Raw genomic sequence first — 21,406 nt, 5'->3', positions numbered from 1 at the left:
GTCGCTCCCATGAGCCTGGGAAGGGCGAACATCGACCGGCGGGTGAACCGGATGCCGCGCCGATGGCCGCGCTGCGGGCCGCGGCCCCCGCTCGGCGCAGGTGCAGGCCGAAGTGGCCTGCGGACTGGCCCGGACCTCGCACGTACCAGGCAAGCGAAGGAGTCGCTGAAGGGCCGCTTGCTCAGCAGCGGCCGTGCATTCGAGCGGCCACCGACTCCGTGCCGAAGGCCTCGCGGACCCGTTGCAGCAGCTCCTCCAAAGCACCCCTATGAGATGCCGAAATGAGGCGCGCCGGTTCAATCAGCGAGCCGTTCCGGAGGCCCGTACACCGTCGGGTGAGCATTGTCGAAAATCTTATGGAAATCGAGTCGCCGGGTTCCTTTTGCGAACTATCTGGGATATTATGCGGCATTATGGCGGACGATATCCGAGACAGAGTCGTTTCCGCCGACGCCAGTCTTCTTCGAGCAGCGGCGCCGTCATGATCTGGGAAATACTGATCCTGGGTTTTGTACTCAGTCTCGACAATCTCCGGGTATCCATCGCGCTCGGCACGGTCCCATTCGGTTTGAAGCGCGCGGTGCAGGTCGCGCTGACCTTTGGACTGTGGGACGCGATCATGCCCCTCGTCGGACTGTTGATCGGTCACCGGATCGGGGAGTCCGTCGGGGACGTCGCCGATGTGATGGGCGCGGCCGCGCTCGGCGGGTACGGTCTCTACCTCGTCATCTCGGCTCTGCGGAACCCCGAGCCGGAGGAGTTGGACCATCCCTGGGCCTTGTTCGGCATCCCGTTGACACTGAGCCTGGACAACTTGCTCGCCGGGGCGAGCCTGGGGGTCCTTGGGCTCTCGCCGTGGTTCTCGGCCGCCGTCTTCGGCGCCATGACGGCGGTGTTGTCACTGGTCGGGCTGCAACTCGGGCGGGCCGCCGCGCGCCTCATCCGGATCCGCTCGGACCTGCTGAGCGGCGTCACCTTGATCATCGCGGCTGCGGCGCTTCCGTTGTGGTTGGGCGGCTGACCCACTCCACCGGGAGGCGGGCAGGCAGGGGATCAGCGGCAGATTGCCGATCCGCGAGTCGGCACGCGACTCAGCATGGGCTGCCTCGGACTCAGCATGGGCTGCCTCGGACTCTCAGCATGGGCTGCCTCGACCGCCCGGGCGAGCAGGTCGTGGGCAGGCGACGAGGGGCAGACCGGGTCGGTGCGGGCGGGGAACCAGCGGAAGATCGTCGTTCCTCGAGTCTGCGTTGGCGGCCTCCACCGCCCGGGCGACCAGGTCGTGGTCGGGTGACAGGTAGCAGACCGGGTCGGTGCGGGCGGCGTCGCCGGTGAGCAGAAACGCCTGGCAGCGGCACCCACCGAAGTCCACCTCCCGCCGGAAGCAGCTCCGGCAGGGCTCCGGCATCCAGTCGGTCCCCCGGAACGCGGTCATCACCGGGGCCTCGGCCCAGATCAGCTCCAGCGGGTCATCACGCACGCTGGCTCGCGGCAACGGCAGGGAGTGCGCGGCCGGGCAGGGCAGAACGTCGCCGTTCGGTGTCACGGTCAGTTGCCGGGAAGCCCAACCGCCCATGCAGGGCTTCGGGTAGCGGCTGTAGTAGTCCGGGATGACGTAGATGATGTCCATGCGGTCCTGCAGCCGCTCGCGGGCGGCCCGCACGACGACCTCGGCCGCCTCGAGCTGGGCCCGGCTCGGCAGCAGCGCGTCACGGTTTCGCCAGGCCCAGCCGTAGTACTGGGTGTTGGCCAGCTCCACCCGGTCGGCGCCCACATCCTCGGCCAGGGCGAGCACGTCGGCGACGCGGTCGATGTTGTGCCGGTGCAGCACCACGTTCATGGTGAGCGGCCAGCCCAGCTCCTTGACCAGGCCCATCGCCTCGATCTTGCGTCGGAAGGACGGGATCCCGGCAATCCGGTCGGACACTGTCGGTTCGTCGGACTGGATGCTGATCTGCACGTGGTCCAGACCGGCGGCCCGCAGCTGCTCGGCCCTCGGACGCGACAGCCCGAGGGCGCTGGTTATGAGGTTGGTGTAGAGGCCCAGGTCGTGGGCGTCCCTCACGATCTCCACCAGGTCGCGCCGCAGCAGCGGTTCCCCGCCGGACAGATGGCACTGCAGAACCCCCAGGTCACTGGCCTCGACCAGCACCCGCCGCCACTCGTCGGTGGCCAACTCGTCCTGGTAGCCAGCCATGTTGAGCGGGTTGGAGCAGTACGGGCAGGCCAGCGGGCAGCGGTAGGTGAGCTCGGCGAGCAACCCGAACGGGCTATCCATCGGTGACCTCCAGCCAGCGCCGGGCGACGAGCCGGGTCAGGAACTGCCGCACCTCGTCCTCGGGAACGGTCTGGTAGCGGGCGCCCAGCTCGCTCACGATCTCGGTCACGGTGTGCTGCCCGTCGCACAGCTCGAGGATGTCCGCGCCGCTGGCGTTCAGAACCACCACCGTCTCGGGGTGCAGCAGGATCTTGCGCTGCCTGGTCCGGCAGAAGGCCAGCCGGACATGGCGCGCCAACCGGGGCCGGTCCGAGCCGGACACCCCTGCGCCGGGTGGGGTCCCGGTTGCGGTGCGGGTCGTTCCGGTATGTGTCGGGTCCATGGTGGTCACTCCGGGTAGGCCTGGTCGATGGCGTCCATCAGGCCCCACAGGACGTCGCACTTGAACGACAGTGCGTCGACGGCGCGTGCTTGGGACTCGGCGGAGAGGCAGTGGGCGGTGACCACCTCGAGGGCGTGTTCGCAGTCGCGGGGCGCCTGTTCCAGGCGGGCGCGGAAGTAGGCGAGGGCCTCGGGGTCGATCCACGGGTACCACCGCTCGAACGCGGCCAGCCGCGCCGCCATCAGGTCGGGCGCGAAAAGCTCGGTGAGCGAGGACGCCACCGCCTCCACCCACGGGCGGGTCCGGGCGAAGTTCACGTAGGCGTCGACGGCGAACCGCACGCCGGGCACCAGGTGCCGGTGGTCCCGGACCTCCTCACGGGTCAGCCCGGCGGCCTCGCCGAGGCGCAGCCACGCCTCGATGCCGCCCTCCCCGGTGGAGGTGCCGTCGTGGTCGAGGATCCGTCGGATCCAGCGGCGGCGGACCTCGGGGTCGGGGCAGTTGGACAGGATCGCGGCGTCCTTGCGGGGGATGTTCTCCTGGTAGTAGAAGCGGTTGGCCACCCAGCCCCGGATCTGCCGGCGGCTCAGCCGGCCGGCGTTCATCCGCACGTGGAACGGGTGCTGGTCGTGGTATCGCCGCGACTGGGCCCGCAACGTCTCGACGAAGCCGTCGGCGCCGGTTCTGGTGGTGGTTGTCGTCACGGCTCTACACCTGGATCTCTAGGCCGTCCATGGCCACTTCCATGCCGCTCTCCTCCAAGGTATGCCGCTCGGGCGCGTCCTCCAGGAGGATCGGGTTGGTGTTGTTCATGTGCACGAAGATCGTCCGCCCCACGCCCATCGACGGGAGCTGCGCGAGACTGCCGTCCGGGCCGTCGATGGGCAGGTGCCCCATCTCCCGGGACGTCTTGCCGGCCAGGCCGAGCCGTATGAGCTCGTCGTCGCGCCAGCAGGTCCCGTCGATCAGCAGGCATGCGCAGCCCTCGATCTCCCCGCGCAGTGCCGGTGTCAGCGATTGTGCTCCTGGCAGGTACACGAGCGTTCCCGCGCTGCGCTCATCGGTCAGCCGGTAGCCCACGACGCGGCCGTGGTCCACCCCGGTACCGAACCGATCGCGCTTGGTGGTGGGCACGTCGAACGCCCGGCAGGACAGCCCGTCCGCCAGGGCGAGGTCGGCGCCGGGACTCACTGCCCGCCACTCGACCGGGCAGTAGCGCTCGAGCATGCGCAGAATCCCCGAGCCGTCGGACAGGGTCTTGCGCACCGTCGGCGTGGCGTACAGCCGCAGGGCGCGGGCCTCGCGCAACAGCAGCAGGCCCAGCGTGTGGTCCAGCTCGGCGTCGGTGACCAGCACCGCCTCCAGCGGCGTCGTCCGGTCGTCGTGCGGGTGCAGACCGGGGAAGGCCTCGATCTGGGTGCGGAGATCGGGCGAGGCGTTGATGAGGAACCACCGGCGGCTGTCGGCGCTGATCGCGACCGACGACTGGGTGCGCGCGAGGCCGGCGCGGGAGCGGACCGCGGCGCACACCGGGCAGCCGCAGTTCCACTGCGGGGAGCCGCCCCCCGCAGCCGAGCCCAGCACTCGCAGCAACACGCCGGCACTCCGTTCATCGAAGATCCGGGCCCCTCACCGGCCCGGCCGGAGCCGCCGGAGGGCGCCGGACAAGGTCCGGCGCCACCCCACGTCCCCTAGGGGGCCTGTCGTTTGGATCATGCCGGGCTCGCGGGCCCTGGCACCGTGCCTCGCCGCGTTGTCGTCGGTTGCCATGGCTCCGCCATGGCGCCCTCCTCCGCCTTGCGATACACGGCACCAGACCCGCTCCCTGATCCGGCCTGACCCAAACGAAAGACCCTAGTCCTCCAGCCGATCGAGGTACATGGTCACCTCGGCCGCGACTGTGATCTCCTCAAACTCGGGCGTCTCCCATACAGCGAGCTGAGACTCCATGGATTCACCTCCTCTCTGACCGAATTCCGGCAGGCTCCGGGTTCCGCGCTACGACGGTTCCGGGAGGGCGAAGGTGATCAGGGCGCTTCCGTGCCCCGCGCCGAGCATGCCGGGGAGGAATCCCTCGGCCCATCCGCCCCAGCCGACCGGAACGGCCACGTACTGCCTGCCGTCGACCATGTAGGTGGTCGGGCTGCTGTGGTGGCCGCTTCCGCACTGGAACTGCCACAGCAGTTCCCCGGTGCGCGCGTCGAGCGCGTTGAACTCGCCGGAGGCCTCGCCGGCGAACACCAGGTCACCGCCGGTGACCAGCGTCGAGGCGCACATCGGGAGTTCGTTGCGCCAGCGCCACTTCTCCTCGCCGCCCGCGTCGAACGCGCTGACGGAACCCGCCATGTCCTCGATGTCCACCTGAACGCCCGCACCCCAGTAGGGGATGCTCTCCTTGAACTCCCGGCGCCGTCGGGTGGCCGTGGCACCGGTGTCCTGGACCGGGACGTAGAAGAGTTCGGTCTTCGGGCTGTAGGCCGCGTGGGTCCATTCCTTGGCACCGGCCGGACCCGGGTAGAAGTGGACCGGTTCTCCTTCCTTGTCCGGGTAGATCTTCGCCGTCACCTGGCCGTCCCTCGTGATCGCCCCCCAGGTGATGCGGTCGACGAAGGGAGTGATCGAGACCCTCTCGCCGTTCGTGCGGTCGAGTACGAAGAAGTAGCCGTTCTTGTCGAAGTGCCCGAGCAGTTTGCGCCCGTCCTGCTCGAACAGGATGCACTCGCCGATGCTGTCGTAGTCCCACAGGTCGTGCGGCGTGCACTGGTAGTGCCAGCGGATCTGACCGCTGTCCACGTCCACGGCGACGATGCTGTCGGTGAAGAGGTTGTCGCCTTCGCGCACCCCTCCGTCGAAGTCGGGCGCCGGGTTGCCGGTGCCCACGTACAGCAGGTTCGTCTCGGGGTCGAAGGTGCCGGTGATCCAGCAGTTCGCCCCGCCCCGTGCCCAGGCCTCGCCGTCGGCGGGCCAGGTCTCCGAGCCGGGCTCCCCGGGCTTGGGCACCATGTAGCAGCGCCACTGGTGCTCGCCGGTTTCGAGATCGAACGCGTCGAGGTGGCCGCGTACGCCGAACTCGCCGCCTGAACTCCCGACGACGACCATGTTCTTCACGACCAGCGGGGCGACCGTGGCGCTCTCGCCGGCCCGGACGTCTCCGTAGGTTTTGGCCCAGACCTGCTTGCCGGTGGTGGCGTCGAGCGCGAGCACACGGGCGTTCGCCGTGACGAAGAAGACCTTTCCCTGAGCCACGGCGACCCCGCGGTTCACGTTCCCGCAGCACAAGGACACGTCGAACGGGACCGCATGCTTGTACCGCCAGATCTCCACACCGGTCTTCGCGTCGAGCGCCCAGACCCAGCCGTCCCAGCCTGAGAGGAACATGATCCCGTCGACGACGATCGGGGCGGCCTCGAACGAGTAGGTCGACGCACCCGCGATCAGGCCCGTCGTGCCGGCCTGGAAGACCCATGCGGGGACGAGGCGCTTGACGTTGTCCGTGTTGATCTGGTCCAGCGGGCTGAAGCGCTGCCCGTTGTAGGCGCCGTAGTAGGTGAGCCAGTTCTGGGGTTCCTCACGGGCATTTAGCAGGCGCTCGTAGTCGACGCCGGCCACTACCGGCGGCGCGACGTCCCCGCCCGCGACCTTGCCGCTCAGCGCTCCCTGATCGACAGCCTCACCCGCGTCGACGTAGTCGGCGTAGTCGACGGTCATGTCCTCCACCTCCTACTTCTGCCTACGGCCGCGGCTGTTCGGGACGGTCGAGGCGGGCCTCCGGCGGGGCGTCCCCCAGGACCACGATGGACCCGGTGAGCCCCCGGCCCTCGTCATTGCCCGTGGGCGAGCCGAACCAGTAGTAGCCCGGACCGTCGAGGTTGAGGTGCGCCTGTCCGTGCGAATGGTTCACCAGCCAGATGAACTTCCTGTCCCCATTGCTCGGCAGCAGTGCGCAATGCGTGTTCATGTCGTCATTGACGAGATCGAGCTCGATATCGCCTCCGTGGGGCATGACCAGAATAGAAGGATCCCAGGTCAGCTCATCCGGGTTGATACGAATGGTGGCTTTCATGCGGCCGTCCGATTCCTCGGTGGCCTGCCCGATATTTCCGGTTCCCAGCACCTGCCCCAGGGCTGCTTTGTTCTGTGTGGCCAGCCCGAGCCTGTCCAGCAGGTCGGCCCGCTCCTGCGCGGTCGTCATCGGGGCTTCTCTCCCCTCATCCGAATACGTGTGTCCACTTCGCATCGGCCGCACTGGAAGCCGCACGCCGCAGCCGGTCGTACACGCCGCGAAGTTTCCCTTTGCGCAGCGCCCGGCCGCAATCGGCACTCAAGGCGCGCGGCACACCGAATGAATGACACGGAAGGGACGCGAAATCATTGCTCAAGGAACACGCTACGTCGGGCAGATCGCACCGCCAAGGTGATTCCTTGTGCGCGCCGGTTCATGCCGTTCGTCCGCGACCGTCCGCCGTTCGTACCCGATGTGCCACCGTTGAGAGCGGCCGGGCACGCGCCGGGCCGATCAGACGAGGTCGTACCGATCGAGGTTCATGACCTTGGCCCAGGCGGCGACGAAGTCCTGCACGAACTTCTCCCGTGCGTCGTCGCTCGCGTAGACCTCCGCGACGGCACGCAGTTCGGAGTTCGAGCCGAAGACGAGGTCGACGCGGCTGCCGGTCCACTTGACCTCGCCGGTGACGCGGTCGCGCCCCTCGAAGGCTTCCGCGGTCGCGGATGTCGGCTGCCATTCCGTGCCCGTGTCGAGCAGATTCACGAAGAAGTCGTTGGTCAGCGACCCGGGTGCCGAGGTGAAGACGCCCAGCGGTGACTGCCTGTAGGTGGCGCCCAGGACCCGCAGGCCACCCACGAGGACGGTCATCTCGGGGGCGCTCAGGTTCAGCAGGTTCGCGCGATCGACCAGCAGGTGCTCCGACGGCAGTCGGCTGCCCTTGCCGCGGTAGTTGCGGAACCCGTCCGCGGCCGGCTCCAGCGGGGCGAAGGACTCCACATCGGTCCACTCCTGCGTGGCGTCCGTGCGTCCCGGGCTGAAGGGGACCTGGACGTCGTGGCCGGCGATCCCGGCGGCTTGCTCGACGGCGGCCGCTCCGCCGAGCACGATGAGGTCGGCCAGCGAGATCCTCACGTCCTGGGGCTCGGAGCCGTTGAAGGACTTCTGGATGCCTTCCAGGGTGTGCAGCACCTGCGCCAGTGTGTCGGGTTCGTTGACCTCCCAGCTCCGCTGCGGTTCGAGGCGGATGCGCGCGCCGTTCGCCCCGCCGCGCTTGTCGCTGACGCGGAACGTCGAGGCCGACGCCCAAGCGGTCGAGACGAGCCGGGAGACGGACAGCCCGGAGGCGAGGATCCGGCTCTTGAGGCGGGCGATGTCCGCCGCCCCGACGAGCACGTGGTCCACGGCTGGGACCGGGTCCTGCCAGAGCAGCGTCTCCCGGGGGACCAGCGGTCCGAGGTAGCGCTGGACCGGGCCCATGTCGAGGTGCGTCAGCTTGAACCAGACCCGGGCGAACGCATCCGCGAGCTGGTCCGGGTTCTCCAGGAAGCGTCGCGAGATCGGCTCGTAGACGGGATCCGACCGCAGCGCGAGGTCCGTCGTCAGAATCGTCGGTGCGTGCGTCGCCGACGGGTCGTGGGCGTCCGGCACGGTGCCGGCCCCGCCGCCGTCTCTCGGGATCCACTGCCACAGACCGGCGGGGCTCAGCTCCAGGTCCCACTCGTAGCCGAACAGGGTCTCGAAGAAACTGTTGTCCCACCTCGTCGGGGTGGACGTCCACGTGCCCTCCAGCCCGCTGGAGATGGCGTCCTTGCCCTTTCCGGTGCCGTAGCTGCTCTTCCAGCCCAAGCCCTGATCCTCAAGAGGGGCACCCTCGGGTTCGGGACCGAGGTGGGCGACCGGGTCGGCCGCGCCGTGGGTCTTGCCGAAGGTATGGCCGCCCGCGATCAGCGCGACGGTCTCCTCGTCGTTCATCCCCATGCGCCGGAACGTCTCCCGGATGTCCCGGGCCGCGGTGAGTGGGTCGGGGACGGTGTTCGGTCCCTCCGGGTTGACGTAGATGAGGCCCATCTGGTCGGCGGCCAGTGGCTTCGCCAGCTGCCGGACGCCGCCGTGCCGTTCGTCGCCCAGCCAGGCGTGCTCGGGACCCCAGTAGACGTCCTCGTCGGGCTCCCAGACGTCCGCCCGGCCGCCGGCGAAGCCGAAGGTCGTGAGGCCCATCGTCTCCAGGGCGCGGTTGCCCGCGAAGACCATCAGGTCGGCCCAGGAGATCTTGCGGCCGTACTTCTTCTTCACCGGCCAGAGCAGTCGGCGCGCCTTGTCGAGGTTGCGGTTGTCCGGCCAGCTGTTCAGCGGCGCGAAGCGCTGCATGCCGGCACCCGCGCCACCACGCCCGTCGTCGACGCGGTACGTACCCGCGCCGTGCCACACCATCCGGATCATGAGCGGCCCGTAGTGACCGAAGTCGGCCGGCCACCACTCCTGCGACGTCGTGAGCACCTCGTCGACGTCCCGTGCCAGTGCGCCGAGGTCGAGCGTCCGGAACTCCGCGGCGTAATCGAAGTCCTCGCCCATGGGGTCGGCCACGGCGGAGTGTTTCCGGAGGATCGCCAGATCGAGCCGGTCCGGCCACCAGTCTCGGTTGCTCGCGCCCCCCGTCGCGTGACCGCGGTGCCCGGCCGGGCCGGAGAGGCCGAGACCGCCCGCGCCTCCGGCGTTCTTCTCGCCTGCGACAGCGTCAGGACTGTCGGACACGGGACTCCTCCTTCCGAGGCCAGGGGTCGTGCCGGGCCACTCAGATGTCCAGCGCGCGACGCACGGCCGCCGCGTGCCGCCGGGAGACCGGCACCATCTCGTTCGCCCGGTCGTCCATGACCAGAGACAGCTCGCCCTTGGGGCCGCGCTCTATCTCCCTGATGCGGCTGAGGTTGACCACATACCGGCGGTGCACCCGCAGGAAGCCGACGTCCGCCAGCTCACCTTCGAGTTTGTCCAGACTCATGGAGGCGGCCCGCAACCGCCCCTGATCGGTGGAGAGCCACACGTCGTTTCCCTGCGATTCGGCGAAGGAGACTTCCGGCAGCCGCAGCAGCACCATCCGGTTGGCCCGCATCGCGACGAGTCGGCGCGGCTGCGCCCAAAGGTGCGCGGCCCCCTCCGCCTGGGGTAGCTGCACCCCGCCGGAGGCACCGAACGAGACCAGGTTCCCGATCAGGCGTCCGAAGGAGAAGACGGGCCGGATGCTGATCGAGGTCGGCTCGTCGGCGAGGTGGGCGAAGATCTGCGTCGAGCCGATCCAGTCGGGATTGTGGGCCGCCTGCCTGGCGGCATACCGGGCAGCAGTGATCAGTTCGGGCAGCCCGGGGTTCCACCGCAGCGTGGGATCGACCGCCGGGGTGCATGCCGGGACGCCCAGGAGCACACTCGCCATTTCGTCGGCGATCACCACCTTGCCCGCGGTGTCCACCGCGGCGAGTGCCGCACCGGAGTGCGCCCTGGCCTGGGTGTAGGCCGCGACCAATTCGGCACCGCTGTCCCGGGCGCGTTTCTTCAGGGGGCACTGGGTCATGGTGGCCGCGTTCGCCAGCCAGCTTTCCGTGGACGGGGGCAGCGGGCTGCGCCAGCGGCACAGACCGAGGACCGCGATCGGTTCTCTGGTCACCACGTCGCGCACCGCGATGCCCGCGCCGACCCAGTCGTGGAGCGCCTGGCACCAGTGTTCCGCACCCCTGATCGGCACCGGGCCGTGCGCCTCCAGCGCCGTGCCCATGCCGTTCGTGCCCACCGCGCACTCGGACCAGCAGAACCAGGGCGCCAGATGGGGGTCGGCGGCCTTGGCGAGCGTGGCCTGGTCGCCCCACTCGGCCAGGATCCGGCCGGTGGCATCGGTGACGGCGACGACGCCACCGAGGCTGCCCACCTCATATGCCACGGAGGCGGCACGAAAACCCAGCTCAGCGATTACGGCATCGTGCTCGGGTGTGTGGTCGAGCTCCGCGACGGCGACCGGAGCCTCGGTGAGGTGAGGATCGACCCGGTACTGCTCTCGGCAGCGATGCCACGAGATCGCGACCAGGGGGCGGACGTCCGGGACCTGGTCCTCGCCCTGTACGAACCGTTCCCACGCCGCGAGCACGGTGCCGCTGTCCAGGTGCGCCGAACCGGGTTCGAGCCGATGTACATGCGTCATGGTTGAGAACCGTCCCTGGTCCGTCCCCGACGCCCGACGGTGTGCGCGCTGTCCGCGCCGGTCACCGCTCGTCGCGGCCGGGCCGGCAGCGGGCCGGGGCCCGCGTCGCGCGTCTTCCTGCTTCGTCACTCGTTCCAGGCCGTGTCACAGACCTGCACTCCCCACCCTAGGTACCGTTGTCGCCCTGCGCACGTACCTCCCCTGGCCGCGCACCACCGATCTCCACCGCCTCGCCGGCGATCCGCAGGTCCGTCGACACCGGACCCGGGGCGTGTCTGAGGGCGTTGGTGCCAGTTCGCCGACGGCCAGCTGTGTCAGGTCCAGGGCACGCTGCGAAATGGGCAGGCCGTGTTCACCCATCTGTCGAGGGGGACCGGCAGTGCATCTGTCCAGGGGGGGCACCGGCAGTGCATCTGTCGAGGGGGCACCGGCAGTGCGTCTCTGATCGCCGCTGTGCGCCCGGGGCCGCGCCTCGCGCGTCGGCCGTCCGGGCGCGCCCGCCGGTGCGGCGGGTCAGGCGAGGCCCGGGCGAGGTCAGTCGGTGACCGGCGCGGCCGCGTACTCCTCGTCCGTGACGGGGGTCAGCCAGTGCACGACGTCGTGCTCGGCGTCCGCTTCGTTGATGGCCAGGTGGACCATGAGCCGGTTCGGTGCGGCGCCGTGCCAGTGCTCTTCGTCGGCTTCGAACAGGACGCGGTCACCGGGCCGGATGACCTCGACGGGTCCGCCTCGCCGCTGGCACAGCCCGATGCCCTCGGTGACGAAGACGGTCTGGCTCAACGGGTGGCGGTGCCAGTGCGTCCGGGCGCCGGGCATGAAGTGCACGAGGTTGGCGCTGACCCGGGAAGGCTCCGGCGCTGCGGCGACGGCGTCGATGTAGACGTCACCGGTGAACCAGTCTGCCGGGCCCTTGACGGTATGGATCGAGCTTCGGGTGATCTGCACGGTCGGCTTCTCTTCCGTGAATGCGGGGTTGCGTAGGCGGGCGAAGGCCGCCGGACCGGGCGGTGGCCCGCCCCTGAAAGGTGGCTGCGGGTGCCGGGGGCCGCCGGACCGGGCGGTGGCCTGCCCCTGGAATGCGGGTGCGGGTGTGGTTCAGGGCTTGAGGAGGGTCTTGATGGCGCGGCGCTCGTCCATCGCCCGGTAGCCCTCGGCGACCTGGTCCAGCGGGAGGGTGAGGTCGAAGACCTTGCCGGGGTCGATCGCGCCGCTCAGGACCCGGTCGACCAGGTCGGGCAGGTAACGGCGCACGGGCGCGGGTCCGCCGCGCAGGGCGACGTGGGAGAAGAACAGTTCCTGACCGTCGACGGCGACCTCGTGCGGAACGCCGACGAAGCCGACGTTGCCGCCAGGCCGTGCCGAGTGCAGCGCCTGCTGCATGGCCTGCGCCGTGCCGACGCACTCCAGCACGCTGTCCGCGCCGATCCCGCCGGTCAGCTCCTTGACCCGGGCCACACCCTCCGCGCCGCGCTCGGTGACGATGTCGGTGGCCCCGTACTCGAGGGCCAGCTTCTGCCGGGACCCGTGACGGGACATGACGATGATGCGCTCGGCGCCCATCTCCTTGGCAGCGATGACGGCACACAGGCCGACGGCGCCGTCGCCGACGACGACGGCCGTCGAGCCGGGCTTCACCTCGGCGGCGTCGGCGGCCCACCAGCCGGTGCCCATGACGTCGGACACGGCCAGCAGCCCGGGCCAGTACTTCTCCTCCGGTGTGCCGTCGGTGGCGACGAGGGTGCCCTGGGCGTTGGGGATACGTACGTACTCGGCCTGGCAGGTCGACATGAACTCACGGTTCAGGCAGTTCGACTGGAAGCCGTTGCGGCAGTTCGCGCAGGTGTTGTCCGAGGTGGCGAACGAGCCGACGACGAACTGTCCGGGCTTCACGGACGTCACCCCGGATCCGACCTCCTCGACGAACCCGACGTACTCGTGCCCCATCGGGTGCGCGTGCTCGGTCGGCTCCGCGCCCCGGTAGGGCCACAGGTCCGAACCGCACACGCAGGTGACGGCGGTGCGGATGATCGCGTCGGTGGGCTTGAGGATCTTCGGGTCGTCCAGGGTTTCGAAGCGGATGTCGCCGGGGGCGTGGATCACTGCTCCGCGCATCAGAGTGGTTCCTTACATGCCGTGCTCACAGGGGTGTGGTCCGGGCGGCCGTCCGGTCGCCGCGGGCCAGGGCAGGCAGCCGCCGGGGCAGAGGCGCAGTCACGCTTCTGCGGTTGCGGGCGGTGCGGGTCCCCGGGGGCGTGTCCGCCGTTCCGGGGTGCCTGATCTCCAGGAAACCGCTCTTCCGCGCGGGCAGCGAGTTACCAGTGAGGGGTGTACTGGCAGTGCATCCCTTTCACACCGCACGGGTCGTACCGTCGAAGGCATGGACAACCGTGAGGAGGTCCGCGAGTTCCTCACCTCGCGGCGAGCGAAGATCAGCCCCGAGCAGGCCGGCCTGCCCGCGGGCTCCCGACGACGCGTGCCCGGCCTGCGCCGCAGCGAGGTCGCAGCGCTCGCCGACATGAGCGTCGAGTACTACGCCAAGCTCGAGCGCGGCAACCTCGCCGGCGTCTCCCCCACCGTTCTCGAAGCCGTCGCCCGCGTCCTGCAGCTCGACGACGCCGAGCGGGCCCACCTGCTGAACCTGGCCCACGCCGCCGACGGCACCGACATCCTCACCCGCCCCCGGCGCCGCCACACACAGGGCCGACACCAGCTCCACCGCAGCCTGCAGTGGACGCTGGACGCGATCACCGCCGGGCCCGCAGTCGTGTGCAACGGCCGGCTGGACATCCTCGCGTCCAACCCGCTCGCCCGGGCCTTCTACACGGACCTGTTCGCGAATGCGGCCAACCAGCGAAACCTTGCCCGATTCCAGTTCCTCGACCCGGCCTCACGCCGCTTCTACCCCGACTGGGACCTGTTCGCCGACATGGCCGTCGCCATGCTTCACGCACAGGCCGGCCGCAACCCGTATGACAGGGACCTGCACGACCTGGTCGGCGAGCTGTCCACCCGGGTGGAGGAGTTCCGCACCCGCTGGGGCGCGCGCAACGTCCGCCGGCACGGCACCGGCACGAAGCGGTTCCGGCATCCATCCGTCGGCGAACTCACCCTCGCGTACGAGTCGCTCGACCTGGCGTCCCAACCGGGCCTTCACATGACCGTCTACACCGCCGAACCCGGTTCCCCCTCCGAAGAAGGTCTCCGCCTGCTCGCCTCCCTCGCCGCCACCGAAGAGAGCACCCCTGCCACGCAGCCGTCCACCAGCTGAGACACCGTTCCGTGAACGTCGGCGACGGGGTTCACGGCGCTGAAGCTGGAGCCGAGATCCCGGACCTGGTGCGCCAAGTGGTGCCCGGCGGGTTCGACGGCCTGATCGACGGGGACGCACCGGCGGGCATCGCCGGGCAGGCGCTCCGCACGGTGCGCGACGGCGGCCGGCCCGCGTCCTCGTCCCTCGCCCGGGCCGAACCGGTGAACGTGGCATCGCCACGCAGAACGCCCACGTCCCGCACCACGCGCGCAGCGCGCGGGAAAGGTGCAGAGCGGCTCCCCTGCAGAGTGACCGGGGCGTAAGCCCACAGGCTGATGCTCCTCGCGCGTGACCGCCGGATGGCGGGGATCCGCAGGTCCGGTGGAGGGATGTGCCCCCTGAAGGCGCGTGACAACGTCGAGGTGTCACTGCCGGCCTCACACAGGAGTCGTCTGATGCGCACCCGTACGCCGCCGTCGGCCCTCTCGTACCTCGCGACCGCTTCACCCGTCCCTCTCTGGGCTCGACGCGTGGCGGCAGCCACCTTATGGACATCGTTGCCGTCCGCCCTCTGGCGCCTCGCCGTCGTACTCGACATCCCGCTCGGCCTGGCCGAGTCCGAGTACGACGCGATGCGGATACCGGGCTGGGGATACCTCCTCCTGCCGTTGCTGTGCGCGGTGCAGGAGACACTCGCATTCCTGACGCTGGGGCTGGTGCGGCCGTGGGGCGAGGTATGGCCGCAGTGGGTGCCGGGACTGCGGGGTCGCCGCATCCCCGTGCCGGCTGCCGTCATCCCCGCGGCGCTGGGCGCACTCGCCTGCACGGTCTACGGTGCGCTCTTCGTCTGGACGACGCTGCATGCCGACATGGAGATCACACCGTGGGGAGAGTGGGTGATGAACATCTGCTACATACCGATGGTGGCGTGGGGACCGCTGCTGGCCATCGCCACCGTGCACTACTACCAGCGCCGCACCCGCAGCACCACGCACGAGGATCCGGTTGCCACCTTCGCGCGCTGAGAGGTCCCTGCCTCCCGTCTCCATCGCGGAATCGGGAGTTGCCGCGATCGCCTACGACGGGCAGCACCACAGCCCACCCGATCGACCAGGAGACAGCGGTTGACCACGGTGAAAGCGGCCCGGCCCGGCAAACGGTCACCTCACCACGGTTACGACCTCGTCGGCTTCGGCTCGGGGATCTTCTCGCAGAAGTTCCACCCGCGTCTGTCGAGTCCGGTAGCTGGTCGAGTCCGGTAAGAGGAGCCGCGGCTAACGGGCCTGGGGGAAATTGAGCTTCGGGCGTGCTGGGCTGGTGGGTGATCAGCGGGTGGTGTCGCGGACGAGGCGAGTTCGGTGCTCGTCCGGCGATGGGTGGCCCGCTGCAGGGATCGGTCGGAGACGAGTGAGGCGATCGCGAGATGGGTCTCGGCGTGGGTGTCGCGGCGTCCGTGTGGCCGTCTCCATGTCCGCCAAGGCCGTAAACCGGTGGACAGCTCTCCGGCTCTGGGTGAGCATCACCGCGATGAACAACGAACCTCTCTCCGCCCCCAAACGCGTCCGTTTCGTCGAGCTCAGCGCAAAGGCACTGCGGGCGCTTGCCGACGGTGACCTCGCTGGCGGCAGCGCCGAGGCCGGGGTCGCCCTTGACGAACACTTCGTCGGTGAGCGATCCCGCTGGATCTTTGGCTACCGCGCCGACCAGCTCGCCAAGGACCCCTCTGCCGCGCCCTGGATCACGCGTGCCGCGGTGTCCGAGCCGGACGGGGTCGTCGTTGGCGACGCCGGTTTCCACGGGCCGCCGGATGAGGCCGGCATGGTCGAGGTTGGCTATACCGTCGTGCCCGGGTACCGCCGCCAGGGCTATGCCCGCGCCATGCTGAGGGCGTTGCTCGTCCGGGCCGCGGCCGACCCCGACGTCAGGACCGTGCGCGCCAGGATCGGATCCGACAACGCTGCCTCCCTGGCGTGCATCGAGGGCTTCGGCTTCACGCGCATCGGCGAGCAGGGGGACGAGCGCGTCGGACTCACGATCATCTTCGAGGTCCCGGCAGACGCCATTCAGGCCGGGTAGCTTTACGGTCTCGGCGGACATGGTGATCGTCCCGGTCGGGCCGTGACATGAGAAGGGCCGCACGGGTTGGGTGAGTTGTGAAGCTGACCTGGGCCCGTACGGCCTGTTCCCATCCTGCCCTGTCCGGCGTCTCACGCGCACATTCCGGCGAGTTGTTCGCCGAACTTGAGACCCAGGTCCGCCGACCGCAGGGCGACCGTCCTGGGCGCCGGGCGTTCGTCTCCGGCAAACGCAAGCAGAACACCATCAAGACCACTACGTTCAGCGACGGCCAGGGCCGCCTGCTGCTGTCCGGCTTGGTCCGCCCGGGCCGGATGCACGACCAGACCGCCGTGCGGACCGAGGGCATTGCCGAGCAGTTCCGCACCCGTCCCGGCGTGAAGGCGAAGGTCGATTCCGGCTACCTCGGGCTGGCCAAAGAGTTCCCCGGCCAGGTCAGCGCCCCACCGAAGAAGCCCAAGGACGAGGCGTGCGACGGTGACAAGCATGCCTGGCGCGAGACACGGCGACGGCAGTCCTCGGCCAAGGATCTGTGTGGAGCACACCAACGCCGAACTCCGCCAATGGGCACCCCTGCGCCGTTTCACCGAACGCCGCGATACCTACGCCGAGACCCATCTCGCGATCGCCTCACTCGTCTCCGACCGATCCGCGCAGCGGGCCACCAGCCGCCGGACGGGCACCGAACTCGTCCTCGTCCGCGACACCGTCCGCTGATCACCCACCAGCCGAACCGCCAGGCCGGCACGCCCGAAGCTCAATTTCCCCCCAGACCGTAAGGGAGATCGAAGTTTGCCGTCTCCGACAGTTCGGATACCAGGGCCAGGGTGTCTGCCGGCGGCGAGGTTGCGGAGGTTGGGGTACTGGACGCGGCCTTCGATGGTCTTCCGCCCGGAGGCGACCAGGTCGAAGTAAGGGATCCGAGGCCGGTGGCGGCGGTCAACGAGTGGGCCGCGGTCCTGAGGTCGTTCTCCCATCCCGGGAGTTCGTCGAGGCTGATCCATTCGCTGTATTCCGCTGCGACGGAGAGGAACTGTGTCTCCTCCGGGGTGCTGGCTGCGACTGTCATCGACAGCCGGTCGGCCACGTCCTCGGGACGCAGCTCGCCTTTCTCGAGACCGAACGCGAGGCTCACAAGGAGACAGCGGCCAGCCGTCTCCCCGTCGGGAAGGGGTATGCCGAGCTCGTGCAGGGCTCGGACGTACAACTCACGGATCTCGGAGCTGTCGCTCCTGCGTGGCAGACCGGCCAGTTCGCGCAGGGCGGGGGAATCACGCCCGTCGACGAGAGCATGAGCAGCGAGCATCGGTAGCTCCTCGAGCGGGAACACTTCAGCCGCATACTGCCAAGCGCTTTGCTGCAACCTGTCCATGCGCCCATCGTGGAAGCAATGAGCCTTCCTGGCCAGCCGATTGTTGCTGTCACCTCGGCTGCCTGGATGATGCACTCACGGTTGAAGGCCTGGTACTTGCTGACGGCCACCGCGTCAACGCCTTCGCCCTTCGAGACCTGGGTGTTCCACGCCTCCACCCCGGCCGCTTCGAAGAGTTGGCGGATCAGGTGCTCGAACCCGGTGGGGGGCAGCTTGACCAGTACGGGCCTGCTATCCAGGTCGGCAACCACGTCCAGACGGGCGGCCGGATCGACCTGGCTGAGGCGCAACCTGCCGAACCGTTCCCTCGACTATGCCCTCCCAACTCGAACAACATACGAACCCGCGGGCCGTGCTGCCTACGCTGCGCGGGGTCCGGATCGCGGTTACGTTGATGAAAATCTGTCGTCAACCCGTCAGAGGCGCACGATGAGACCGAGGGTCCTGGTCAACGAGGTGAAGGGTGAGGGATCGCCGGTCGTCCTGGTGCCCGGCGGGCTCACCGGATGGGTGTCGTGGACGCCGCTCGCGGACGCCCTGTCGACGAGACGCAGGACCGTCAGGGTGCAGCCGATCCACAACGAGCTCGGCTCGGCCGGCGAGCGCGGGGACGCCGGGTACACCGCGGCCGTCGAGCGGGAATCGCTGTTCATGACCATGAACGCCCTCGGGGTGGAGACCGCCGACTTCGCGGGGTGGTCCGCTGGTGGGCGAGCCCTCGTCGAGTTCGCCCTGGCCCATCCGGAGCGGGTGAGAACGCTGACGCTCGTGGAGCCCGCGGCGTACTGGATCCTCGATGGCCTCGGCGAGTCCGATCCCGAGGTCGCCCGATTGAACCGGTTCCTGCATGGGCTGGCCGGACAGGACGTGAGCGAGGATGACCTGGCCGAATTCCTTGAACTCGCCGGACTCGCGCCGTCGAAGGAGCAGGCCCGCAACCAGCCCGCCTGGCCGCGCTGGGTCCCGCACCGGATGGCCCTGTCCTGGAGCTCGGAGCAGGCCGACCGGCCCCACCGCGACGTCGCCGAGCTGGGGGACATCCGGAGTCCCGTCCTCCTGGTCCACGGCTCCGCGACCACCGACTGGATGAAGCGGGTCGTCGCCGTCCTCGACGAGCGGCTGCCGGATTCCCGGGTTCTCGAATTGCCCGGTAATCACGCCTGCCACCTCGAGAACCCGGCCGCATTCCTCGCTGCGTGGGAGCGACATCTGGCTCAGTGAGCCGAGGTCGGATACCGACGAGGGGATCCTGAGCTGCGCCGTCATCGCCCCATCGGTCCAGGTCTCCGCAGGCCGTAGGACGCGCCCGCTGACAGATCTCGCTGGCCGTGGAAGAGGCTTCGCTGCTCACGGGTGCGGAATGGGGAGCTCCGCCCAAATGATCTTGCCATCAGGGGTGTAGCGGGTCCCCCAGCGCAGAGCGAAGTGGGCCACCAGGAACAAGCCGCGGCCTCCTTCCTCGCCGGCCTTGGCCCGTCGCAGGTGCGGGGAGGTACTGCTGTGGTCGGACACCGCGCAGGCGAGTCGGTTCTCGGTCCGGATGAGGCGAAGCTCGATGGGGCCACGGGCGTGCCGGATGGCATTCGTGACCAGCTCGCTGACGATCAGTTCCGCCGAGAAGGCCAGTTCGTCCAGTTTCCACTGGTCAAGGCGTTCCCCGGTCAGCATGCGGGCCTTTCGCACGGACTCCGGCTGGAAGGCCAGGTCCCACACGGCGATATTCTCGGCGGGCAGCGGCCGGGGCCGTGCGACGAGGAAGGCGACGTCGTCGCGGGGGCGGTCGGGCAGCAGGGCACGCTCCACGGTGCCGCAGATGTCCTCCAGGGGGCGGTCGGGGTGAGCGAGAGCGAAGCTGAGCCGTTCCAGCCCGGTGTCCGCGTCACCGTCGGAAGCCGTCAGCAGGCCATCGGTGTAGAGGGCCAGAACCGAGTCCTGCGGGATCTCCACTTCGGCCGACTCGAACGGCAGCCAGCCCATGCCCAGGGGTGGTCCGGCTGGTATGCCGAGGAACTCCACGGGCTTACGCAAATGGGCGAGGGCCGGTGGCGGGTGGCCTGCGCGGGCGAAGGTGGCGCAGCGTGTGACGGGGTCGTAGACACCGTACAAGCAGGTGGCGCCGACTACGCCCTCGGCTCCCGACGGGTTTGCTTCCTCCGCCTCTTCCGCCAGGCGGTTGACCAGGTCATCCAGGTGGTAGAGCAGTTCTTCAGGCGCCGGGTCCAGGTCGGCCAGGGTGTGCACCGCGGTGCGCAGCCGTCCCATCGTGGCTGCGGCGCGGATGCCGTGGCCGATGACGTCGCCGACGACCAGTCCCACGCGGCCGCAGGCGAGGGGCAGCACATCGAACCAGTCACCGCCCACACCCGCCTCGGCGTCCGCGGGCAGGTACCGGTAGGCGGCTTCCACCGCCGCATGAGTGGGCAGCTTGGGGGGCAGCAGGCTTCGCTGCAGGGTGAGCGCGGACCTGTGCTCGCGATGGAACCGGCGCGCGTTGTCGATACAGACGGCGGCGCGTGCGGCCAGCTCTTCCACCAGCAGCAGGTCTTCACCGGCGAAAGCGAGAGGATCGCGCCACCGCATGAGGGTGGCCACGCCCATGGTGACTCCTCGGGCCCGGAGCGGAACCACCATGTGGGAATGGATGCTCAGCTTGTGCATGCGCGCACTGCGTTGGGGGTCGTCACGCAGCCAGGGGCTGGCCGGGTCCAGGACGGCGTTCAGTACAGGCGCCCCGGTCGACAGGCACAACCACTGCGGTGAACCTTGGGGGTAGTCGACCTTGTGTCCCGGCACGACGACGGCTTCGGGCGAGTCCTCCCGGACCGAGCGGTGGACGACCCGGCGCAGGTCGCCGGGCCTGCGGGCGCCCACGACTCCGGGTTCACGGCCGGCCAGCACATCGCCCATCAGGTCCACGGCGGTGAAGTCGGCGACCCGTGGCACCAGGATCTCGGCCAGTTCCCGCACCGTGAGTTCGAGGTCCAGGGTGCTGCCGATCACGGCACTGGCCTCGTTCAGCAGCACCAGCCGGCGCTGGGCCTGGTGAAGGTCGGTGACGTCCACCGATTCCTCGCAGACTCCCAGCGGCCGGCCCTCCTCGTCCTGCAGCCGGTAGTAGGAGAGCGACCAGACGTGTTCACGGGTGGGATCCGACGGGGGACAGCCTCGGTAGTGCACGTCCACGACGGTCCGCCCCGTGTCGAGCACCTCGCGCATGATCTCCGTGGCCGAGGGCGGGTGCTGCGCGGAGAGCACCTGGCTTCCCGGGTACAGCTCGTCCTCGCTGCACCCCAGGTACCGCGCGAAGGGCCCAGGCAGCTCTTGCCGGGCCGCCTGATTCGCCCAAGCGACCCGCAGATCGGTGTCGTAGATCGTCAGACCGACCGGAGACTGCGTCGCCACTCCATGCAGCATCGCCTGCTGCAGCTGCCACGCCGCGAGTAGCTCGGCATCCGTCAGCAGCAGCAGAGTGGCGGGGCCGGCGACCGCGTCGGGAAGGCTGCGGCACTCGACGGCCACCCGCACGGGACGCCCAGAACGGTGACGCAAAGTGACCTCACGGACGCGGTGGGGGGTGCAGTCGGTGCTGTGCCGCGCTTCGCCCTCATCCGCGGCGGCCTGCGCCGACACCGCGTCGAACGGACGGCCGAGGATCTCCTGCGCCCGGTAGCCAAGCAGTCGATCGGCCTCCGGACTCCAGCCGGTCACCACTCCGTTGTGATCCAGTATGACGGTGGCGGCCCGGGTGACCCTCAACGGGTCGCCGAGGCCGGCGGCCACGGGCCCGTTTGATGGTGTCTTCATCACACGTCCGTTCTCGCGAGGCCCGGTCGCCTGGCACATGGCCGCCCTTACTCAAGGATCGACCCGCAGCGGGTGCGGCACAAATGCCGACCGTGGTGCGGTCCGCGGCCGT

The 21,406-nt window shown here is 69.4% G+C and carries 19 protein-coding genes and 2 pseudogenes; 7 read left to right on the top strand and 14 right to left on the bottom strand.

What is annotated here, in order from left to right; all coding sequences use genetic code 11:
* The first annotated feature begins 481 nt into the window (after nucleotides 1–481).
* Nucleotides 482–1,021 (top strand): manganese efflux pump MntP, encoded by a 540-nt coding sequence (locus JK361_RS37150; protein WP_201826891.1) that lies wholly within the window; start codon nucleotides 482–484, stop codon nucleotides 1,019–1,021.
* A 114-nt stretch (nucleotides 1,022–1,135) separates the two neighbouring features.
* Here the strand turns inward: JK361_RS37150 and pqqE are convergent, their stop codons facing one another.
* The 11 genes from pqqE to JK361_RS37095 form a co-directional block, all read right to left on the bottom strand.
* A complete protein-coding gene (gene pqqE / locus JK361_RS37145) occupies nucleotides 1,136–2,278 on the bottom strand; it encodes a pyrroloquinoline quinone biosynthesis protein PqqE (protein ID WP_201826889.1) in 1,143 nt (380 codons plus the stop codon).
* Nucleotides 2,271–2,600, bottom strand: coding sequence for a pyrroloquinoline quinone biosynthesis peptide chaperone PqqD (gene pqqD / locus JK361_RS37140; protein WP_201826887.1), 330 nt, complete (start codon nucleotides 2,598–2,600; stop codon nucleotides 2,271–2,273). Before pqqD ends, pqqE begins: the two co-directional genes overlap by 8 nt.
* Before the next feature lie 5 nt (nucleotides 2,601–2,605).
* A complete protein-coding gene (gene pqqC, locus JK361_RS37135; RefSeq protein ID WP_201826885.1) occupies nucleotides 2,606–3,304 on the bottom strand; it encodes a pyrroloquinoline-quinone synthase PqqC in 699 nt (232 codons plus the stop codon).
* Between the two features lie 4 nt (nucleotides 3,305–3,308).
* Nucleotides 3,309–4,196 (bottom strand): pyrroloquinoline quinone biosynthesis protein PqqB, encoded by an 888-nt coding sequence (gene pqqB, locus JK361_RS37130; RefSeq protein WP_201826883.1) that lies wholly within the window; start codon nucleotides 4,194–4,196, stop codon nucleotides 3,309–3,311.
* A 258-nt stretch (nucleotides 4,197–4,454) separates the two neighbouring features.
* Entirely contained in the window at nucleotides 4,455–4,550 is a 96-nt protein-coding gene (gene pqqA / locus JK361_RS37125; RefSeq protein WP_099502832.1) for a pyrroloquinoline quinone precursor peptide PqqA, read from the bottom strand.
* Between the two features lie 48 nt (nucleotides 4,551–4,598).
* Nucleotides 4,599–6,308, bottom strand: coding sequence for a PQQ-dependent dehydrogenase, methanol/ethanol family (locus tag JK361_RS37120; RefSeq protein ID WP_201826880.1), 1,710 nt, complete (start codon nucleotides 6,306–6,308; stop codon nucleotides 4,599–4,601).
* A 22-nt stretch (nucleotides 6,309–6,330) separates the two neighbouring features.
* The gene (locus tag JK361_RS37115; protein ID WP_201826878.1) at nucleotides 6,331–6,792 is read right to left on the bottom strand and encodes an MSMEG_3727 family PQQ-associated protein; all 462 of its coding nucleotides are present in this window, start codon (nucleotides 6,790–6,792) and stop codon (nucleotides 6,331–6,333) included.
* Between the two features lie 324 nt (nucleotides 6,793–7,116).
* Nucleotides 7,117–9,357: a catalase/peroxidase HPI gene (katG, locus tag JK361_RS37110; RefSeq protein ID WP_201826876.1), complete on the bottom strand. Its 2,241-nt coding sequence runs from the start codon at nucleotides 9,355–9,357 to the stop codon at nucleotides 7,117–7,119.
* Between the two features lie 40 nt (nucleotides 9,358–9,397).
* On the bottom strand, nucleotides 9,398–10,792 hold the full coding sequence (locus JK361_RS37105; RefSeq protein WP_201826874.1) for a DNA-binding protein: 1,395 nt from the start codon (nucleotides 10,790–10,792) through the stop codon (nucleotides 9,398–9,400).
* A 534-nt stretch (nucleotides 10,793–11,326) separates the two neighbouring features.
* The gene (locus JK361_RS37100; RefSeq protein WP_201826872.1) at nucleotides 11,327–11,737 is read right to left on the bottom strand and encodes a (R)-mandelonitrile lyase; all 411 of its coding nucleotides are present in this window, start codon (nucleotides 11,735–11,737) and stop codon (nucleotides 11,327–11,329) included.
* 150 nt (nucleotides 11,738–11,887) lie between these two features.
* The gene (locus JK361_RS37095; protein WP_201826871.1) at nucleotides 11,888–12,904 is read right to left on the bottom strand and encodes a zinc-dependent alcohol dehydrogenase family protein; all 1,017 of its coding nucleotides are present in this window, start codon (nucleotides 12,902–12,904) and stop codon (nucleotides 11,888–11,890) included.
* A 265-nt stretch (nucleotides 12,905–13,169) separates the two neighbouring features.
* Between JK361_RS37095 and JK361_RS37090 the strand changes: the two genes are divergently transcribed.
* The 5 genes and pseudogenes from JK361_RS37090 to JK361_RS42500 all read left to right on the top strand — a co-directional run bounded on the left by JK361_RS37090 (nucleotide 13,170) and on the right by JK361_RS42500 (nucleotide 16,835).
* Nucleotides 13,170–14,060: a helix-turn-helix transcriptional regulator gene (locus JK361_RS37090; protein ID WP_201826869.1), complete on the top strand. Its 891-nt coding sequence runs from the start codon at nucleotides 13,170–13,172 to the stop codon at nucleotides 14,058–14,060.
* 539 nt (nucleotides 14,061–14,599) lie between these two features.
* Nucleotides 14,600–15,067, top strand: coding sequence for a hypothetical protein (locus JK361_RS37085; RefSeq protein WP_236054396.1), 468 nt, complete (start codon nucleotides 14,600–14,602; stop codon nucleotides 15,065–15,067).
* A 502-nt stretch (nucleotides 15,068–15,569) separates the two neighbouring features.
* A complete protein-coding gene (locus tag JK361_RS37080; RefSeq protein WP_201826865.1) occupies nucleotides 15,570–16,118 on the top strand; it encodes a GNAT family N-acetyltransferase in 549 nt (182 codons plus the stop codon).
* Between the two features lie 77 nt (nucleotides 16,119–16,195).
* Nucleotides 16,196–16,519: pseudogene (locus JK361_RS42505) on the top strand (transposase family protein); the annotation flags it as partial.
* Nucleotides 16,520–16,652: 133 nt separating this feature from the next.
* A complete protein-coding gene (locus tag JK361_RS42500) occupies nucleotides 16,653–16,835 on the top strand; it encodes a hypothetical protein (protein ID WP_307787424.1) in 183 nt (60 codons plus the stop codon).
* A 40-nt stretch (nucleotides 16,836–16,875) separates the two neighbouring features.
* Here JK361_RS42500 and JK361_RS37070 read toward each other — a convergent pair whose 3' ends face one another.
* The gene (locus tag JK361_RS37070) at nucleotides 16,876–17,490 is read right to left on the bottom strand and encodes a hypothetical protein (RefSeq protein ID WP_201826944.1); all 615 of its coding nucleotides are present in this window, start codon (nucleotides 17,488–17,490) and stop codon (nucleotides 16,876–16,878) included.
* Nucleotides 17,491–17,537: 47 nt separating this feature from the next.
* Nucleotides 17,538–17,741: pseudogene (locus tag JK361_RS37065) on the bottom strand (restriction endonuclease); the annotation flags it as partial.
* Nucleotides 17,742–17,919: 178 nt separating this feature from the next.
* Here JK361_RS37065 and JK361_RS37060 point away from each other — a divergent pair.
* The gene (locus JK361_RS37060; protein ID WP_201826863.1) at nucleotides 17,920–18,711 is read left to right on the top strand and encodes an alpha/beta fold hydrolase; all 792 of its coding nucleotides are present in this window, start codon (nucleotides 17,920–17,922) and stop codon (nucleotides 18,709–18,711) included.
* A gap of 126 nt (nucleotides 18,712–18,837) precedes the next feature.
* Here JK361_RS37060 and JK361_RS37055 read toward each other — a convergent pair whose 3' ends face one another.
* Nucleotides 18,838–21,294, bottom strand: coding sequence for a SpoIIE family protein phosphatase (locus tag JK361_RS37055; protein ID WP_201826861.1), 2,457 nt, complete (start codon nucleotides 21,292–21,294; stop codon nucleotides 18,838–18,840).
* Nucleotides 21,295–21,406 lie beyond the last annotated feature (112 nt).

The organism is Streptomyces musisoli, from assembly GCF_016741855.1.
Taxonomy (GTDB): Bacteria; Actinomycetota; Actinomycetes; order Streptomycetales; family Streptomycetaceae; genus Streptomyces; species Streptomyces musisoli.
Note: the sequence above shows the minus strand (reverse complement) of the source record. Positions and strands in the feature narration are given on the sequence as shown.

Bases quoted from the DNA above. Each gene is read 5' to 3' on its own strand.
- JK361_RS37150 (WP_201826891.1), top strand. From the start codon at position 482: ATGATCTGGGAAATACTGATCCTGGGTTTTGTACTCAGTCTCGACAAT.
- pqqE (WP_201826889.1), bottom strand. From the start codon at position 2,278: ATGGATAGCCCGTTCGGGTTGCTCGCCGAGCTCACCTACCGCTGCCCG.
- pqqD (WP_201826887.1), bottom strand. From the start codon at position 2,600: ATGGACCCGACACATACCGGAACGACCCGCACCGCAACCGGGACCCCA.
- pqqA (WP_099502832.1), bottom strand. From the start codon at position 4,550: ATGGAGTCTCAGCTCGCTGTATGGGAGACGCCCGAGTTTGAGGAGATC.
- JK361_RS37120 (WP_201826880.1), bottom strand. From the start codon at position 6,308: ATGACCGTCGACTACGCCGACTACGTCGACGCGGGTGAGGCTGTCGAT.
- JK361_RS37115 (WP_201826878.1), bottom strand. From the start codon at position 6,792: ATGACGACCGCGCAGGAGCGGGCCGACCTGCTGGACAGGCTCGGGCTG.
- JK361_RS37105 (WP_201826874.1), bottom strand. From the start codon at position 10,792: ATGACGCATGTACATCGGCTCGAACCCGGTTCGGCGCACCTGGACAGC.
- JK361_RS37095 (WP_201826871.1), bottom strand. From the start codon at position 12,904: ATGCGCGGAGCAGTGATCCACGCCCCCGGCGACATCCGCTTCGAAACC.
- JK361_RS37090 (WP_201826869.1), top strand. From the start codon at position 13,170: ATGGACAACCGTGAGGAGGTCCGCGAGTTCCTCACCTCGCGGCGAGCG.
- JK361_RS37080 (WP_201826865.1), top strand. From the start codon at position 15,570: ATGAACAACGAACCTCTCTCCGCCCCCAAACGCGTCCGTTTCGTCGAG.
- JK361_RS37070 (WP_201826944.1), bottom strand. From the start codon at position 17,490: ATGGACAGGTTGCAGCAAAGCGCTTGGCAGTATGCGGCTGAAGTGTTC.
- JK361_RS37060 (WP_201826863.1), top strand. From the start codon at position 17,920: ATGAGACCGAGGGTCCTGGTCAACGAGGTGAAGGGTGAGGGATCGCCG.
- JK361_RS37055 (WP_201826861.1), bottom strand. From the start codon at position 21,294: ATGAAGACACCATCAAACGGGCCCGTGGCCGCCGGCCTCGGCGACCCG.